At 44.1% G+C, this 16,953-nt stretch carries 11 protein-coding genes; 7 read left to right on the forward strand and 4 right to left on the reverse strand.

Annotated elements, in window-relative coordinates:
* Nucleotides 1-243 precede the first annotated feature (243 nt).
* The 7 genes from R2S08_RS07975 (at nucleotide 244) to R2S08_RS08005 (ending at nucleotide 8,995) form a co-directional block, all read left to right on the forward strand.
* On the forward strand, nucleotides 244-1,590 hold the full coding sequence (locus R2S08_RS07975) for an aminopeptidase P family protein (RefSeq protein WP_316834665.1): 1,347 nt from the start codon (nucleotides 244-246) through the stop codon (nucleotides 1,588-1,590).
* A 97-nt stretch (nucleotides 1,591-1,687) separates the two neighbouring features.
* Entirely contained in the window at nucleotides 1,688-2,620 is a 933-nt protein-coding gene (locus tag R2S08_RS07980; protein WP_316834666.1) for a dihydrodipicolinate synthase family protein, read from the forward strand.
* A 9-nt stretch (nucleotides 2,621-2,629) separates the two neighbouring features.
* Entirely contained in the window at nucleotides 2,630-4,207 is a 1,578-nt protein-coding gene (locus R2S08_RS07985; RefSeq protein ID WP_316834667.1) for an aldehyde dehydrogenase (NADP(+)), read from the forward strand.
* Between the two features lie 7 nt (nucleotides 4,208-4,214).
* Complete coding sequence (locus tag R2S08_RS07990; RefSeq protein WP_316834668.1) at nucleotides 4,215-5,216, forward strand: 4-hydroxyproline epimerase; 1,002 nt, start codon at nucleotides 4,215-4,217, stop codon at nucleotides 5,214-5,216.
* Between the two features lie 39 nt (nucleotides 5,217-5,255).
* Complete coding sequence (locus R2S08_RS07995) at nucleotides 5,256-6,500, forward strand: NAD(P)/FAD-dependent oxidoreductase (RefSeq protein WP_316834669.1); 1,245 nt, start codon at nucleotides 5,256-5,258, stop codon at nucleotides 6,498-6,500.
* A 95-nt stretch (nucleotides 6,501-6,595) separates the two neighbouring features.
* The gene (locus R2S08_RS08000) at nucleotides 6,596-7,459 is read left to right on the forward strand and encodes an AraC family transcriptional regulator (protein ID WP_316834671.1); all 864 of its coding nucleotides are present in this window, start codon (nucleotides 6,596-6,598) and stop codon (nucleotides 7,457-7,459) included.
* Nucleotides 7,460-7,591: 132 nt separating this feature from the next.
* Nucleotides 7,592-8,995 carry an APC family permease gene (locus R2S08_RS08005; protein ID WP_316834672.1) on the forward strand — a complete coding sequence of 468 codons (1,404 nt, stop codon included), beginning with the start codon at nucleotides 7,592-7,594 and terminating at the stop codon, nucleotides 8,993-8,995.
* A 364-nt stretch (nucleotides 8,996-9,359) separates the two neighbouring features.
* Here the strand turns inward: R2S08_RS08005 and R2S08_RS08010 are convergent, their stop codons facing one another.
* The 4 genes from R2S08_RS08010 to R2S08_RS08025 form a co-directional block, all read right to left on the reverse strand.
* Complete coding sequence (locus tag R2S08_RS08010) at nucleotides 9,360-11,123, reverse strand: aminopeptidase P family protein (protein WP_316834673.1); 1,764 nt, start codon at nucleotides 11,121-11,123, stop codon at nucleotides 9,360-9,362.
* Complete coding sequence (locus R2S08_RS08015; protein ID WP_316834674.1) at nucleotides 11,120-12,814, reverse strand: DUF885 family protein; 1,695 nt, start codon at nucleotides 12,812-12,814, stop codon at nucleotides 11,120-11,122. The genes R2S08_RS08010 and R2S08_RS08015 overlap by 4 nt, the downstream gene beginning before the upstream one ends.
* A gap of 4 nt (nucleotides 12,815-12,818) precedes the next feature.
* Nucleotides 12,819-15,086, reverse strand: coding sequence for a S9 family peptidase (locus tag R2S08_RS08020; protein ID WP_316834675.1), 2,268 nt, complete (start codon nucleotides 15,084-15,086; stop codon nucleotides 12,819-12,821).
* Between the two features lie 176 nt (nucleotides 15,087-15,262).
* Nucleotides 15,263-16,948 carry a sodium:solute symporter family transporter gene (locus R2S08_RS08025; protein ID WP_316834676.1) on the reverse strand — a complete coding sequence of 562 codons (1,686 nt, stop codon included), beginning with the start codon at nucleotides 16,946-16,948 and terminating at the stop codon, nucleotides 15,263-15,265.
* Nucleotides 16,949-16,953 lie beyond the last annotated feature (5 nt).

Consider the following 16,953-nt stretch of genomic DNA (forward strand, 5'->3'; position numbering starts at 1 on the left):
GTTACTTGTGCCAGATAACATGTTTTCTTCGGATTTTAGCACATATCGGCAACTTTTTAGCTGGTTAAGACACCTGTTGTTTTCAAGGAAATTGTTTTAGGAAGGAAAAGAGGGTTTTTGTTTCTTGCTTGTTCAGTCTATTGAATGTTGAAGAGTATGATTTTCTCCCATTTTGGCGAATATATTGTTGGTATAGGTTAATATCCTGCTGATATGGTGCTTTTATTAGAATAATTTTGAATTATGTTTTCAAAAGATATATATGTTCAAAGAAGAAGAATACTGGCCAGTCATATCGGGAAAGGCATTATTCTTTTACTCGGCAACCGGGAACAAGGGATGAATTACAGAGACAATCATTATCCGTTTAGACAAGACAGTACCTTTTTATATTATACCGGAATTGATTTGCCAGACCTGGTATTCGTGATGGATCTGGACAGGGGTAAGGAATATGTTTACGGAGAGGAGCAAAGTCTGGAAGATACAGTTTGGACCGGGCCTGTACCTTCGTTGCTTTCTATGGCAGAGAAATCTGGAGTGGAGCAGGTTCGCCGCCTTTCTTCGCTTAAGGATACGCTGAAAGGTGGTTCCACCATTCATTATTTGCCGCCTTACCGTGCAGATGTACAGGTGTTGTTGCAGAGCTGGGAGATCACTGAAAAGCCTTCTGTAGAACTGATACAGGCTGTTGTATTGCAAAGGTCTTATAAGCAAGCGGAGGAGATTATTCAAATTGAGCAGGCTATTGGGGTGAGTGTGGCCATGCAAAAAAAAGCAATGGAACTTGCCCGGCCCGGGATTCGGGAATCTGAAATTGCAGCACAGCTGCAGGCCATAGCTGTTTCGGAAGGTGGGAATCTTGCTTTTCCAACTATACTGACGGTGAACGGGCAGTTTTTGCACAATCATGCTAGTCGTCAGGTGCTCCAGAATGGGCAAATGGTGCTTTGCGATTGTGGTGCTGAAAATCAGATGCATTATGCAGGCGACCTGACCCGGACTTTTCCTGTGAGCGGTGCCTTTACACCGCGCCAGAAAGAGATTTATAGCATTGTGTTGAATGCACATGAAAGGGCCATTGCTGCATTGAAGCCAGGTATACTCTTTAAAGAGGTACACCTGTTGGCTTGTGAACAATTGGCTTCAGGATTGAAAGCCATTGGTTTGATGAAAGGAGACCCAAAGGAAGCTGTGGCACAGGGCGCACATGCTTTGTTTTTTCAGTGCGGTTTAGGCCATATGATGGGACTGGATGTGCATGATATGGAAAATCTGGGAGAACAATATGTTGGCTATACGCCAGACTTACAAAAGAGTACTGAATTTGGATTAAAGTCCCTGAGGCTTGGAAGAGCTCTAGAACAGAATTTCGTGCTTACCGTAGAACCTGGTATCTATTTTATTCCTCAACTGATTGAAGAGTGGAAAGCTACTGGTAAGCATTCGGATTTTATTAATTATGCTGCGGTAGAGGCCTATAAAGATTTTGGTGGCATCCGCGTAGAGGAGGATTTCCTGATCACCTCAAACAGTAATCGTTTACTGGGAACACCATTAAGCAAAAGGATTGAAGAAATTGAAGGCTGACTGAGATTTACGTGTTAATATAAAGCCAGTATGCGGTAATTTTCTGGTAATAAGCCATTTTATTAGGTTTTAAATTTGAATTAAAAATTGAATATATATGAATAAAGATTTTTGGTACGGGGTGTTCCCTGCTGTCACAACTAAATTTACAGCAGAGGAAGAATTGGATATGGACGCCTGTATGGCAGGAATAGAAGCTCAACTGGAAGCTGGTGTAAATGGGATTGTACTGGGTGGTTCTCTTGGAGAAGCCAGTACATTAACTGAAGAGGAGAAATTTAAACTGACCGCTGCTACAGTGGCAAAAGTTGCTGGAAGAGTGCCTGTAATTTTTAACATTGCTGAACAATCTACAAAAGTTGCTGTTCACCAGGCACAGAAAGCAGCAGAACTTGGTGTGGATGGCCTGATGCTTCTCCCACCGCTTCGCTATTTAGCAGCAGAAGAGGAAACCGTTGCCTTTTTTTCAGCGGTTGCGGAGAGTACTTCACTTCCAATTATGATCTATAACAACCCGGTAGACTATAAAATCCATGTTACCCTGGATATGTTTGAACAGTTGAAAAAATATCCAAATATCCAGGCGGTTAAAGAGTCTACCAGAGATGTGGGAAATGTAACCCGTATGCTGAATCGTTTTGGGGATCGTTTTAAGATCCTGACTGGTGTTGACCCTTTGGCCCTGGAAAGTATCCTGATTGGAGCGCATGGGTGGGTAGCTGGATTAGTGGACGCCTTTCCTAAAGAAACCGTGGCTATTTTTCGCCTGGCAAAAGAAGGACGTCATGAAGAGGCCATACAGATTTATCGCTGGTTCATGCCTTTACTGGATCTGGACATCCATCCAAAACTGGTACAATATATTAAATTGGCAGAAGTAGCCACAGGTACCGGAACTGAATATGTGCGTTCGCCGCGTTTGGTTCTTAAAGGTGCGGAACGTGAACGTATTCAAAAGGTAATTGATGATGCTTTAGCGATTAGACCGGAACTTCCTGAAGGAAGCTGGGGCGTATTGAAAGCAGTATAATAAAACATCATGGACGGAAGAAATATTATTGGTTATGAATATGTACCAGCGGGAATTACAGCTTTTAAGGCTGTAAACCCGCTTTCTGAATCTTTACTGGAGGGTGATTTTTATCCTGCAGCGTTAGCTGATGTAGATAGAGCTGTATTGAAGGCTGATGAGGCGTTTAGGCTGTACAGGAAAATGGATAAGAGCAGAAAGGCAGCTTTTTTGCGGTCTATCGGAGAGGAAATTATGGCCCTGGGCCCAGAACTGATTGAAAGGGCCTGTGCAGAGAGTGGTTTACCTGAAGCCAGGATTCTGGGAGAAAGAGGAAGGACAACAGCACAGTTGAATCTTTTTGCCGATCTTGTAGAAGAGGGCTCTTGGGTAGAGGCTGTGATTGATTCCGCGCTTCCTGAGCGCCAGCCTGTACCAAGACCCGACATTAGACGGATGCTGGTGCCTTTGGGACCGGTTGTGGTTTTTGGTGCCAGTAATTTTCCATTGGCTTTTTCTGTTGCAGGCGGCGATACAGTCTCTGCACTGGCCGCGGGTTGCCCTGTTATCGTGAAGGCACATCCGGCACATCCGGGAACAAGTGCTCTGGTTGGTCAGGCCATTGTTAAAGCGGCAAAAGATCATGGCCTTCCTGAGGGTGTTTTTTCTTTGTTGTTTGACCAGGGCTATGAAATTGGTGCCGGGCTGGTGAAACATCCGAAAGTAACAGCAGTTGCCTTTACGGGGTCTTTTAAAGGTGGAATGGCTTTGATCCGTCTGGCAGGGGAACGGGAGATACCTATTCCTGTATTTGCAGAAATGGGTAGTATCAATCCGGTATTGTTGTTGCCGCAAGCACTGGAGAAAAGGGCAGAGGAAATGGCAGTTCAGTATGCCGGCTCAATTTCTATGGGTGCCGGACAGTTTTGCACCAATCCAGGCCTGCTTTTGGCTCTAAAAGGCACAGGTTTGGATCGGTTTAAAGAAAAATTGATTGAAACAGCGTCCGGACTAACTGCTTCAACGATGCTGACTTCCGGTATATTTAAGCACTTTTCGGCGGGAACTGAAAAAGTATTGAAGGAGCAGGGCGTGCAGCTTTTAGTGCAGGCGGGGGATGCGGATGCTGGAAAAGCGAATCAGGCCAGAACGGTGATTGCTCAGGTACAGGCACAGCATTTTCTGAACAATCCGGCTTTGAAAGAGGAAGTTTTTGGCCCCTGGTCTTTGCTGGTGGTTGCGGATACGGAAGCCGAATTACTGCAGGTGCTGAAAGCAGCAGGGGGGCAATTGACCCTATCTGTTATGGCCGAGGCTTCGGAACTGGAATCTTATCCGGATCTTCTGGATCAGGCATTGTTGCAGGCAGGCCGGGTATTGATGAACGGTGTTCCTACGGGTGTAGAAGTTTGCGCGGCTATGCAGCATGGCGGACCTTTTCCCGCCAGCAGTGACAGCAGGTTTACCTCTGTGGGTTCTATGGCGATCAAAAGGTTTGTAAGGCCGCTGAGTTGGCAAAACTGGCCGGTTTTATTGTTGCCTGATGAACTGAAAATTGGAAACCCTCTGGGCATCTGGAGGATCGTAAATAACCAAATGACTAAATAAAAAGATAATGGCAGTAAAGACCTTTTTTTGTGTTGATGCACATACTTGCGGAAATCCTGTACGGCTGGTGGCTGGTGGAGGGCCAAATCTCAGCGGTGCGAATATGAGTGAGAAAAGACAGCATTTTTTGAATGAATATGACTGGATCAGGCAGGGCTTGATGTATGAACCCCGGGGTCATGACATGATGTCGGGTAGTATTCTCTATCCTCCGCATGATCCTGAAAACGATGTGGCTGTTTTATTTATAGAAACCAGTGGTTGTTTACCGATGTGCGGGCATGGTACCATTGGAACCATTACCATTGCCATTGAAGAAGGGCTGATCATTCCTAAAACACCGGGAGTGGTGAAGATGGAGGCTCCTGCAGGGCTGGTTCATATAGAATATGCCGCCGAAAATAATAAAGTGAGCCATGTAAAGCTTCGTAACGTGGCCTCTTACCTGGCGGCTTCAGATCTGACGGTAGAATGTCCGGATCTGGGAACACTGACTTTCGATGTCGCTTATGGTGGTAATTTTTATGCGATTATAGATCCGCAGGAAAATTATAGGGGCATTGATCAGTATGCTGCAGATCAGCTGATTTCCTGGAGCCGGGTGATCAGAAAAAGGATCAATGAGCTATACAGTTTTGTACATCCGGAAAATCCAACCATTAAGGACTGTACCCATATTCTTTGGGCCGGAGATACCATGGATCCAAGTTCTACGGCAAGAAATGCGGTTTTTTATGGAGATAAAGCGATTGACCGTTCACCCTGTGGTACCGGAACTTCTGCAAGAATGGCCCAATGGCATGCTAAAGGAAAACTGAACAAAGGAGACTCTTTTATTCATGAAAGTATTATTGGAAGTAAATTTATTGGCCGGGTAGAGGATGTGGTAGACTTAAAAGGGATAACCGCTATTATTCCAAGTATTCAAGGCTGGGCTAAGGTTTATGGATACAATACCATCAAAATCGATGACGATGATCCCTATGCAAAAGGATTCCAGGTACTCTAAATTAAACGAAGTTTCAACCACATTATCATTTAAACCTTAATGGGAAAAGTTATCATCATCGGAGGTGGGATTATCGGGCTGAGCTCGGCCTATTACCTCCATAAATCTGGCTGGGAAGTCACTGTTTTGGATAAAGGAGAACTGACAGACAATTGTTCTTTTGGAAATGCCGGGATGATTGTTCCCAGTCATTTTGTTCCGCTTGCCGCTCCGGGCATGGTTGAAAAAGGCCTGCGCTGGATGTTCAACAGCAAAAGTCCTTTTTATGTGAAGCCCTCTTTGAACCCGGCATTGATCTCCTGGGGATTAAAATTTCTGAAAAGTGCCAATCAACGGCATCTGGACAATTCTGCCCAGCCTTTAATTGATATTTCATTACTTAGTAAACATTTATACCAGGAACTGGCTATAGCTCTTGGGGATTTTGGTTTGCAGGAAAATGGTATCCTGATGCTATTTAAAACTGGTCATGCCGGAGAGGAGGAGTTGGCGATGTCTAAAGAAGCTAGAAAGCTGGGATTGGATGTTGTTGATCTTTCTCCTGAGGAATGCAGGGCCTTACAACCGGACCTGGAGCTGGACGTGATGGGCGGTGTGCATTACCGCTGTGATGCTCATCTCAGTCCAAATGTTCTGCTGCCAATGCTGACACGCTATTTAGAAGGACAGGGGGTACAGATCAAAAGAAACCACGAAGTGACCCATATTGCAAAAACAGATGGAAAGATCAGTAGTTTAACTGCAGGTGGAAAGGAGCATGTTGCAGATCGCTATGTGTTGGCCGGCGGTTCATGGTCGCCTGGTATTGCAAAACAGGCCGGGTTAAATATTCCTTTGATGCCAGGCAAAGGCTATTCTTTTATGGTAGATGATGTACAGAAGAATATGCATATCGCAGCCTTGCTTTGTGAAGCTAAAGTTGCAGTTACACCTATGGGAGAACAGATCCGCTTCGGGGGAACTATGGAGATTGATCAGATCAACAACCGGATCAACAGGAACCGGGTGAAAGGGATTGTGGAATCTATTCCCAGATATTTTCCCGGTATCCGGCCAGCGCTTCCGGAAGATAAAGACATCTGGTTTGGTTTCAGACCTTGTTCGCCAGATGGCCTGCCTTATATTGGTTCAAGTGCTAAACTGGGCAATCTGGTGATTGCTACCGGGCATGGTATGATGGGCTTAAGCCTTGGGCCGGCTACAGGAAAACTGGTGCAGGAAGTGTTGGACGAAGGGATAAATTCTATCAATATTACCCCTTTTTCGGTGAACCGTTATTTATAGGGGTAATATCTTGTTAGAAATAATAAACGTCAAAATGATTATTATTTTGTGATTTATTATAGAATTCATGTATATTTAATTTCAATTAGATATACATGAAGGTTTTACCATTTACGATACCCGTTTCTCCGAACAAGACCATTATGGTCCAGTTGGAAGAGTTGCCTTACTTCTATACCTTTCTCCACCGTCATCAGGAAATACAGCTGACCTGGGTGCAGGAGGGCGAAGGCACTTTGGTAGCAGGTATGAACATGCATATCTTTCGGTCTGGGGAGATTTATCTTTTTGGCGCCAACATGCCGCATTTATTCAAAAGTGAACCGGAGTATTTTGCACCCGACAGCAAGAAGAAGATCAAAGCGGTAACCATCTTTTTTAATCCCAAAGATAAGCTCTCGAGTTTGTTTGATCTGCCGGAAATGAAAATAGTGAGCAATTTCCTGAAGGATTTTGAAAGTGGTTTTAAGGTGCCTCCTCATATGTATTCTGATATCTCCGGAAGGATTTTAAGTATCCTGCATTCGGAGGGGATTGATCAGCTGATGCAATTCTTGCAATTGCTTAAATCGCTCAGTAGTTTGAAAGATCTGAGCCCTTTAACAGTGAGCTCTTTTCCTCGTTCCATCAACGATAATGAGGGAATGCGGATTGCTTCGATTTATAATTATATCATTCAGAACTACAGCCGTGCGCTGACTCTGGAGGAAGTGGCTGAGCAGGCTTGTATGACACCTCATGCTTTTTGCCGCTATTTCAAAAAACACACACGTTATACGCTGGTGAGCTTTTTGAATAAGGTGAGGATCAATGAGGCTTGTAAAATGTTAACCAGCGGGATTCATAATGGCATTGCTTCTGTAGCTTACAGTTGCGGGTTCAATAGCATCACAAACTTTAACCGGGTATTTAAATCTATTACCGGTAAATCGCCGCGAGGCTATATGGGACAATACTGAATTTTCCTGGTAATTTTGGATCATTATTGATCAATAACGGGAAAGTGCCACCCTGTGAATCTGCTATTTTTGGTTTAAGCTTCAGCTTTTAACGAAGTTGAACAAACCTAAACCAAAAAAAGCAAACCTTCTATGAGTGATTCTACGACTGCCTTTAAGCCTTCTCTTTCCCTGACAGATGCGACCATGCTGGTTGCCGGAAGTATGATCGGTTCTGGTATTTTTATTGTAAGTGCAGATATTGTACGTAATGTGGGTAGTTCTGGCTGGCTTATCGCTGTTTGGCTTATTACAGGGTTTATGACCCTGGCTGCTGCGCTTTGTTATGCTGAACTGAGTGCAATGTTTCCTAAGGCCGGAGGGCAGTATGTATACCTACGTGAAGCCTATAATCCCTTAGTGAGCTTTCTCTATGGCTGGAGTTTTTTTGCAGTGATCCAGACGGCAACTATTGCGGCTGTTGGTGTGGCCTTTGCTAAATTTACAGCTTATATTTTTCCGCAGTTCAGTGAGGATCTGGTTTTTGCAGATCTGGTTCTTGTACGTATTTCCCCTGCGCAGATTCTGGCAGTTGGTGTAGTGATTTTTCTAACCTTTCTGAACACGGCGGGGGTGAAGAGCGGTAAGAATATCCAGACCAGTTTTACTGTAGTTAAACTCCTGAGTCTGGGTGGTTTGATCTTATTTGGTTTCATTGCTGCAAAATCTGATATCTTACAGGCCAATTGGAGCAAGGCCTGGGAGATGCATAAACTGCTGCCTTCGGGAGTAACAGAGGGTTATACTTTTATTCCTGCATTGGGTGCTGTTGCAGCCGCTATGGTGGGGTCTATTTTTAGCAGTGATTCCTGGCATAATGTGACGTTTATTGCGGGCGAGGTGAAGAACCCGAAACGCAATATTGGGTTGAGTCTTTTCCTGGGAACCATGATTGTGACGATCATTTACGTGGCTACGAATTTCATGTATACAGGGGTGCTTTCTTTACATGAAATTGCTTCTGCGGATAAGGACCGGGTGGCGATCACGGCTTCTCATGTGATTTTTGGAAATTCGGGTACAGTGATCATTGCATTGATGATCATGATTTCAACGTTTGGTTGTAATAATGGCTTGATCATGGCTGGTGCAAGGGTTTACCATACCATGGCTAAGGATGGTTTATTCTTTAAATCTGTGGGTACGCTGAATAAGAATGCGGTGCCGTCTTATGCGCTTTGGTTTCAGTGTGTATTTGCTTGTTTGTGGTGTTTTAGCGGGAAATATGGGGATTTGTTGGACATGATCTCTTTTGTGGTGGTTGGGTTTTATATGCTCACGATTTTTGGAATTGTGTTGCTTCGTAAGAAGCGGCCGGATTTGCCGAGGCCGTATAAGGTAATTGGTTATCCTGTTTTGCCGGTTTTGTACATTTTGATGGGATTGGCTTTTTGTGTTTTGCTGATTGTGTTTAAGCCGAAGTTTACCTGGCCGGGATTGATTATTACAGCGATAGGGATTCCAATTTATTACCTCATCAGGCCCAAAAAGGGCTAAGCTTTTTATAAAAGTCAATATACTCTTCGAGGACTGGACTCCTTGCCCCGCTTCGCTCTTGTGGCAAGGCGCCCTGAGGTCCTCTCTGAATATATTGACTTTTCTGGGCGCTTAGTTTGGGTGCTTATCCGGCAAAGCGGATAATATGGAATATTATTAAATCTATATGGAATAACGCTAATATGTAACGTATCAAAATGAAAAAAATGGTTATTTGCCTATGCATCATGCACGGATATCCCCCCTCCATGCTAAGCGCCATGAAAAAATAGATGTTACAAAGGAGAGGACCTCAGGGCGCCTTGCCACAAGAGCGCAGCGGGGCAAGGAGTCCAGTCCTCGAAGAGTACATCTATTTTTTACCCTAGCTTACATTCCTATTTAACTTACATTCCTCTTTCAACCAATTATTTTCGGACGGACTTAAAAAGGGACCAAGCGTTTCAATGACGTAATTGTTGTATGCTTCCAGCCATTGCAGGTGACGATGTTCCAGCAGTTCCGGAAGAACCCCTTTTGGATCAATCACGGCAAGTGTCAATGTTTCTGAGCCTAGAAAAGAACCAAATTCCGTTTCTCCGGCAGGAACCGTGAGGACCAGGTTTTCAATCCTGACGCCGTGATGGCCTGGGCGGTATATACCCGGCTCTATGGAAGTAATCATACCGGCTTTAAAATCTACATCCAGGTTGTTTGGACTGATTGATTGCGGCCCTTCATGTACATTCAGAAAACTACCTACGCCATGTCCGGTACCGTGTCCGTAATTGATACGCTCGTCCCAGAGGGGCTTTCTGATAATGGCGTCCAGCTGGTAGCCGCGGGTTCCTGTTGGATATTGGGCAATGGTTCCCTCTATAAGTGCTTTGAGAACTAAAGTATAGTCTTCTTTTTCCTGTGTTGTTAATGGACCTAAAATGAGCATTCTGGTCACATCTGTTGTGCCTTGGTAATACTGGCCGCCGGAGTCGATCAGATAAAGTCCTTTTTGTTGTAAGGTCAGGTCACTCTGCTCATTTGGAGTATAATGGGGGAGTGCTGCATTTGCCGCATAGCCAGATATCGTATCAAAGCTGGGGCCTGTAAACCCTTCTTGTTCGGCCCTGAATTGTTCGAGGCGTTTGGCGGCAGATAATTCGGTAATGGTCATTTTACCGAGGTTTTCTTTCAACCATTTCATAAAACGGGTCAAAGCAACACCGTCTTTAATCATTGCCTGTTTGAAATTGTTGATCTCCGTGTTGTTTTTTATAGATTTTAGGTGTGATACTAGGCTAATGCCTTGACGGATTTTAACTGAAACTGGGATATTGTTGAATAGCTTTGCATTCGTTCTTTTGGGGTCGATAAACAGACTGGAACCTGCCGGGAGAAGTTTTAAAGTTGCAATGATGTCTTGGTTGTTTGCAATTGTGATGTGGTGATGTCGGAGATGTTCCTGATCATTTCTGCTAAGTTTTTCTTGGTTAATAAACAGATAGGCATATTCTGGTGTAACAAGTGCATAAGCCAGGGTCAGCGGATTGCATTTAATGTCGTTGCCACGAAGGTTGAAAAGCCAGGCAATTTCATCCAGTGCAGAAAGGAGTATGGCATCAGTGTTTAGTTGTTCAAGTTGTTTGCGAAGCTGGTTTAGCTTTTCCGATGCAGATTGCCCGGAATATTGATCTTTTAATAGAAAGGCTGAGTTGGCAGGTAGTGGTGGTCTGTTGTTCCAGATGGAGGAGATCAGGTCTGCTGCAATAGGATTAAAACCGCTGGCCTGCAATTGCTCTAGTAAAACAACGGAAAGCAGTTCTTCTATACAGCCAACTTTGGAGCTTTTAGGGATCCATTTAATGTATTCAGGAGTATGTGGTATATGGAGTTTAACCAGTTGGTAGCTGCTGTTTTTCAGCTGCTGCTCTGCCTGGATGAAATACCTGGAATCTGTCCAGAGCCCGGCAAAGTCCTGGGTAATGACCAAAGCGCCTGCACTGCCGGTGAAGCCCGAGGCAAATGCGATGCACCGATAATGCTCGGGAAGGTATTCATTTTGATAGGGATCAGAAGAGGGGATCAGATAAACATCGATCCCCTCTATTTTCATTTGATTCCGAATGGCCTGTAGTTTTTCCGTATAGGTCATAGTTTATAAAATCTCCAGTTGGTTTTAAAATCTTTGGTGAGGTTTTGATGGGTAAGGATGGCCCGGATCATCTCTATAGGCATACTGTTTTCTTTGATAAAGGAGTCGTGGAATTCTTTGTAGGTCATCTTTCCACTGTCTACCAGTTCTTTTTTTAGGGCCATGACCTGCAGTCCTCCAGTAAGGTAACCAACTTGGTACAGTGGATCTGTCCAGGGAGCAATAGATCTTCTCACTTCTCCTTCGGCATTGGCCCGCTCATGTCCAACACGATCTACCAGGAAGTCGATACATGTCGCCGGTGTCCATTTGCCCAGTTGATAGTTTAAGGAGAAAATGATCCTCGCACAGCGGTGTTTTCTCCAGAAAAGCATACCGATTCTCTCTTCTGGTGTTTTGGCAAAATTCATATCGTAGAGGAGGAGTTCCCAGTACAGAGCCCATCCCTCCATCCAGAACGGGGTGTCGTAATTGCGATGGGTATTGTAGCGACTCATCATAAAATACTGTAGATTGTGACCTGGAATCAGTTCATGTTGTACGGTACCCCTGGAAAAATAAGGGTTGTTTCCGCGCATGCTCATCATCTTGTCTTCATAATTCATACCGTTTGTTGGATAGGAGATACTGATTTCACTTCCGCCGGTAAAAAAAGGATTCACCAGCTGTCTTTCTGGTGTCATCATGATCATACCCCAGGTTTCTTCGGCAAGAGGGGGAATCGTGATCAGGTCTTTAGATTTGATGAAGTCCAGGGCTTCGTTGTAAAGTTTAACGATCAATTCTGGTTGTTTTCCCGGTGCAACATAAGTATTTTTAACCTTCTCCATGGCAGACTGCCAGTCGTTTTTTAAGCCCATTTCTGCAGTGGCCTTTAGCATTTCCTTGTCACACCATTCTAGTTCTCTGGTCGCCATGGTGATCAATTCTTCCGGACTGTAGGGGATCATTTCCATGTCCAGTTTTCTTAGGATCTCGGCTCTGCCAGCAGGAATGCCCTGAAGGCTGGGGTCGGAGCCGGCTTTACTTTCCTGTAGAGTATTTTTGGAAAGTGCAGTTGTGTATACGCGGAGCAGGCTGTCGGTTTGTTTATAGGTTACTGGCACCCACCAGCTAAACATTGGGTCATACTGGTTATAGAAGTCAAATACTTTTTTCCCTGCTTGCAGAAGGTCTCTTCCTGTTTTGTAAGCTTCAAGTGCTTCTGAAGGACTGAATTTTGTGCTGGAGGGTAGTTCCTGGATCAGTTCTTTTAGTTGTTTACTGACCTCATTCAATTGTGCAGCTGTTTTTTCTGGTTCTGAAGTGGTTCCTCTTCTGCATTGTTTTTCCAATTGGTAGATCTGGTCTGCAAAAGGAAAGCGATTTTTGAGTTTTTCATAAGCTTCTTCCGCTTTGCCGATCTGGAAAATCTGCTCTTTTAAGTCTCTGCTGAACAGGAGATAATCTGCCTTTGCTCCGGTATTGAATTGGTTGAAGTCTTCTTTATTGATCTTTTGCAGGTAGTCCTCGGCCAGCGCTTTGAATCTTGCCCGTGATTCTGGTGAGGTCTCAACAGTGTAGAAATTATGGAGCAGGGTTTTATCGGTTTGATAATGCTGCATAATTTGGGCCATAGGATTGGTCTGGGCAATAGATCTGCTGCAATAAAAGACCGATAACGCAAAGAGGAGAAATTTGAATTTGGACATCTTTTTACAATGAAGGGTGAGTCAATTCGCCATTATTTCTGTTAACCGGATCTATTCCCAAAAGCGTTTTCACAAAAAAATCGCGTTTCTTATTTTTTCCAAATGGGCCTCCGTCGCTGTGGCCTAAGCCGGGAACTGTAATGAGTTCGAAATTTTTGCCTGCTTTGATGAGGGCATCGGCAAAGCGGTAGGTAGATTCAGGAGGAACATTGGTATCGGCTTCGCCAACAATAAGCAGGAGATTTCCGCGCAGTTTGGCGGCGTTGGTGATATTTGATTGTGCTTCATAGTGAGGTCCTACAGGATAGCCCATCCATTGTTCGTTCCACCATTGTTTGTCTACACGGTTGTCGTGGCAGCCACAAGCGGCTACCGCAGATTTATAAAATTCAGGATGGAATAAAACAGAACCTCCTGCATTTTGCCCTCCTGCTGAAGTACCATAGACACCAACTCTTGTGGTATCTGCGTAATGGTGTTTTTTTCCAAGAGCTTTCATCCAAAGGATACGGTCTTCGAAACCGGCATCAGCAAGGTTTTTCCAGCAAACATCATGGAAGGCCTTAGAGCGGTTTGCAGTGCCCATTCCATCACACTGAACAACAATAAAGCCGAGTTCAGCAAGACTTTGCATTTCGCTGTAAGGCATAAAACTTTTGGGTACAAAAGAGTCCTGGGGACCTGCGTATATGTTTTCGACTATCGGATAGGTTTTGGTGCTGTCCAGGTGGGATGGACGACATACAATTCCCCAGATGTCGGTTTTTCCATCCCGTCCTTTAGCTACAAAGACTTCAGGTAAAGGAACCCCGGTTTTGAGGAAGGCGGAAATATCTGCTTTTTCCAAATCCATCATTTTTTTGCCGTCTATGGTTCTGTTTAGTGTAGTTATAGGAGGAATGTTGACCTGGGACCAGGTATCCAGATAATGAGATTTATCGGGTGAGAAGGCCAGGTTATGATTTCCTTTTGCAGGCGTGAGCTGAACCAAGCCTTTACCATTGAAGCCGATGCGATAGTAGTGTATAAAATAAGGATCTTCTGAAGGATCCATGCCATTTGCACGGAACCAGATCTGTCTTTTTTGGGTATCCACACTGTCAATTTCTCTGACTACCCAGTTGCCGGTAGTGATGCGGTTCTTTTCTTTACCGGTCAGTTCGTCCATCAGGTATAAATGCCGGTAACCATCTTTTTCTGTGGCCCAGATCAATTCATGGGTATCTGGCAGGTAATGGGTAAAAATCCGTTGTTCATAAATGAAAGTATTGGTCCTTTCGTCGATCAGAGTCTTGGCTGCTGCAGTAGGGATATGTATTTCTATGATCCTGAAACGCTGATGGCCACGGTCTCTTTTTTCGAAGGTAAAATATTGGTTATTTCCTTTTCTCCAGTGGATTTCTGGTGTTCCATAAATATCAAATTTATCGACAGCTGCCTTTTGGCTTGTCCCTTTTTCGGGGTTGATCAGGTACATTTCGAACGTACTGAATTCATCGCCAGGCTGCATGTAATTCTGCGATTTGAGTTCGCCTCTGGTCGTGCCTGGGCTCGAGCTGAGGATATAATAGACTTTTTTATCTTCTTTGTAATTGATTTTATAGGCAATCAGTGTCTTGCTATCCGGAGACCAGATAAATTCTCCATAAGGTTGTTCGGTGCTGCCATCTTTGGTGAATTGGGTTTCTTGCCCAGTTGCTTTGGAACGAATATAGATATTGCCGTTTTTGACAATGGCTGTGTATTTCTGATCTGGTGAAATAGAGTCTCTTTGTTCCTGACGTCGTCTCCAACCTCTTTCTTTGGTTTTTGAAGGTTTTTGAATTTGATCCGATACCAGGAGTTCGTTGTTGCCGGTATCCCAGGTATACCATTTTTTATCTGCAAGGATGCTGATCCTTTTGTCTCCGGGGCTGATGGAGAGGTTTTCTAACGGAAGTTTGCCTGCCTCTGTTTTTTTACCAGTCAGTTTGCTTAAGGCCTCAGCAAGCCGCTGGTGATCAAAAGCAGGTTTTTTCGTTCCTGTAATAAGGTCTACCAGAAGATATTCCCAGGTGTTTTCGGAAGTGTTAATGCGGTACCAGAAGGACTTTCCATTTGTATTCCACTGAGGTTTTACGGAGGAACGGAATACTTTTTTAGAGGCCGTGCTGTCCAACAGGGCCGCATGCTGGTAAGAACGGATCAGTTCCTGGTGGTTTGGCTGGTAGGCTTGCTGTGCATGAAGACCGATCATGGCACTACAAAGGCCGATAAGGAGAAAATATTTCATGGTTCTAAGAGAAGTGTAGGTTTATAGTCTAAAGTACAGACTATAGCCATGAAGAGTTCTCAGGAAATTAGCTGATTGTAGCCGTTAATTAACCCAAATTTCTTAGGAAATGCTTTAAAGTTGCAAGGAATGGTAATTTGGGATACAGTATTTTTTCGATACTGTATCCCGGATAACTACCAGAATTTAACGTACAATGCGGTGATCAGTAATAAAGTGAGGATGATCAGCACCATGGTTGAAGGTTTGACTTTGAACATGCTTTTATCGAGTTCAAAAGCCTTAGGGTTTACTTTTGGTCCGCCTAGGCTAATACCAATCATCAGCAGCATAGTGAACGCAAAAGACAAGCCCATACAAATGTGAAATGGTATTTCAAAACCACCATGACCATTGCTGTATGCAGTGTAGAGCCAAGTGTTATTGCCCAATACTGCTGGAGCAAATTCATTAAAGAAGACCGACAAGACGAAGCCGGCAATGACGCCTACTATAGCTGCAGGGCCGGTAGTTCTTTTCCAGAACATACCCAGGAAGAACATGGCAAATACGCCCGGACTGATGAAACCTGTATATTTTTGGATATAGGTAAAACCACCAACACCACCAATCCCAAGAAGGTCGTTCCAGGTAAACAATACGGCCAGGATCAAGCCAATAAAAACAGTTGCTCTTCCAATAAAGACCAGGTTTTTCTGTTCAGACTCTTTTTTGACGTATTTAGAATAGACATCCAGTGTGAAAATGGTGGATATACTGTTTACTTTACCGGCAAGAGAGGCTACAATTGCTGCAGTTAATGCAGCTATAGAGAGTCCTTTTAAGCCTGTTGGAAGGAAAGTAAGAATGGCGGAATATGCACCATCTTTACCACCGATCAACTGAGGTAAGTGACCATTTTTGTACAAAACAAAGGCAGCAATACCTGGCAGCATCACAATCACGGGCATAAGTAATTTAAGCAATCCGGCAAACAGAATTCCTGTACGCGCGGTATGCAGATCTGCACCGAGGGCCCTTTGGGTAATGTATTGGTTGCAACCCCAGTAGTTCAGGTTAATGATCCAGATTCCCGCTGCATAAGAAGCAATTCCCGGAAAGGTCAGGTATTTACTGATTTCATTCTGGGAAGAGGTTGCTGTGGGTTTAGGGATGATCATTTTGAAATGGTCTGGTACCTGCTGCATTAAAACATTAAAGCCGGCAAAGGCATTGCTGCCCACGCCAAATTTTTCTCCAACTACGCATAAGGCAATATAGGTTGTGACCAAACCACCAAATATGAGTACTGCTACCTGGATTACATCGGTATAGGCTACAACTTTCATTCCTCCCAGAGAGATGAATAAGGCAAAGACTGCAAGCCCAATCATGATCAGGTGCAGATAGTTACCGCCTGTAAGTCCATTAATGGCTACTGCACCCAAATACAGGATAGAAGTTAAGTTTACAAAAACATACAGAAACAGCCAAAATACCGCCATAATCAATGCAACCGATTCATTGTACCTGGTTTTTAGAAATTGAGGCATCGTGTAGATTTTGTTCTTCAGATAGACGGGTATGAACCATACCGCTACGATGATCAGGGCGATGGCAGCGATCCATTCATAGGCCGCAACAGCAACGCCCAGGAAGAAGCCTTCACCACTCATTCCGATGAATTGTTCTGCAGAAATGTTGGAGGCGATCAAAGAGGCACCGATGGCCCACCAGGTTAGGGTGCCTTCTGCAAGGAAAAATGCTTTGGCATCGTGTTCATCCTTTTTCCTTTTCCTGTAGATGGAGTATCCGTAACCAGCTACAATTAAAAAGTAGATGATAAAAACTACGTAATCTGTAGTTGCTAAACTATTGCTCATAAGGT

It is taken from the genome of Pedobacter nutrimenti, from assembly GCF_032678445.1.
GTDB classification, from domain to species: domain Bacteria; phylum Bacteroidota; class Bacteroidia; order Sphingobacteriales; family Sphingobacteriaceae; genus Pedobacter; species Pedobacter nutrimenti_A.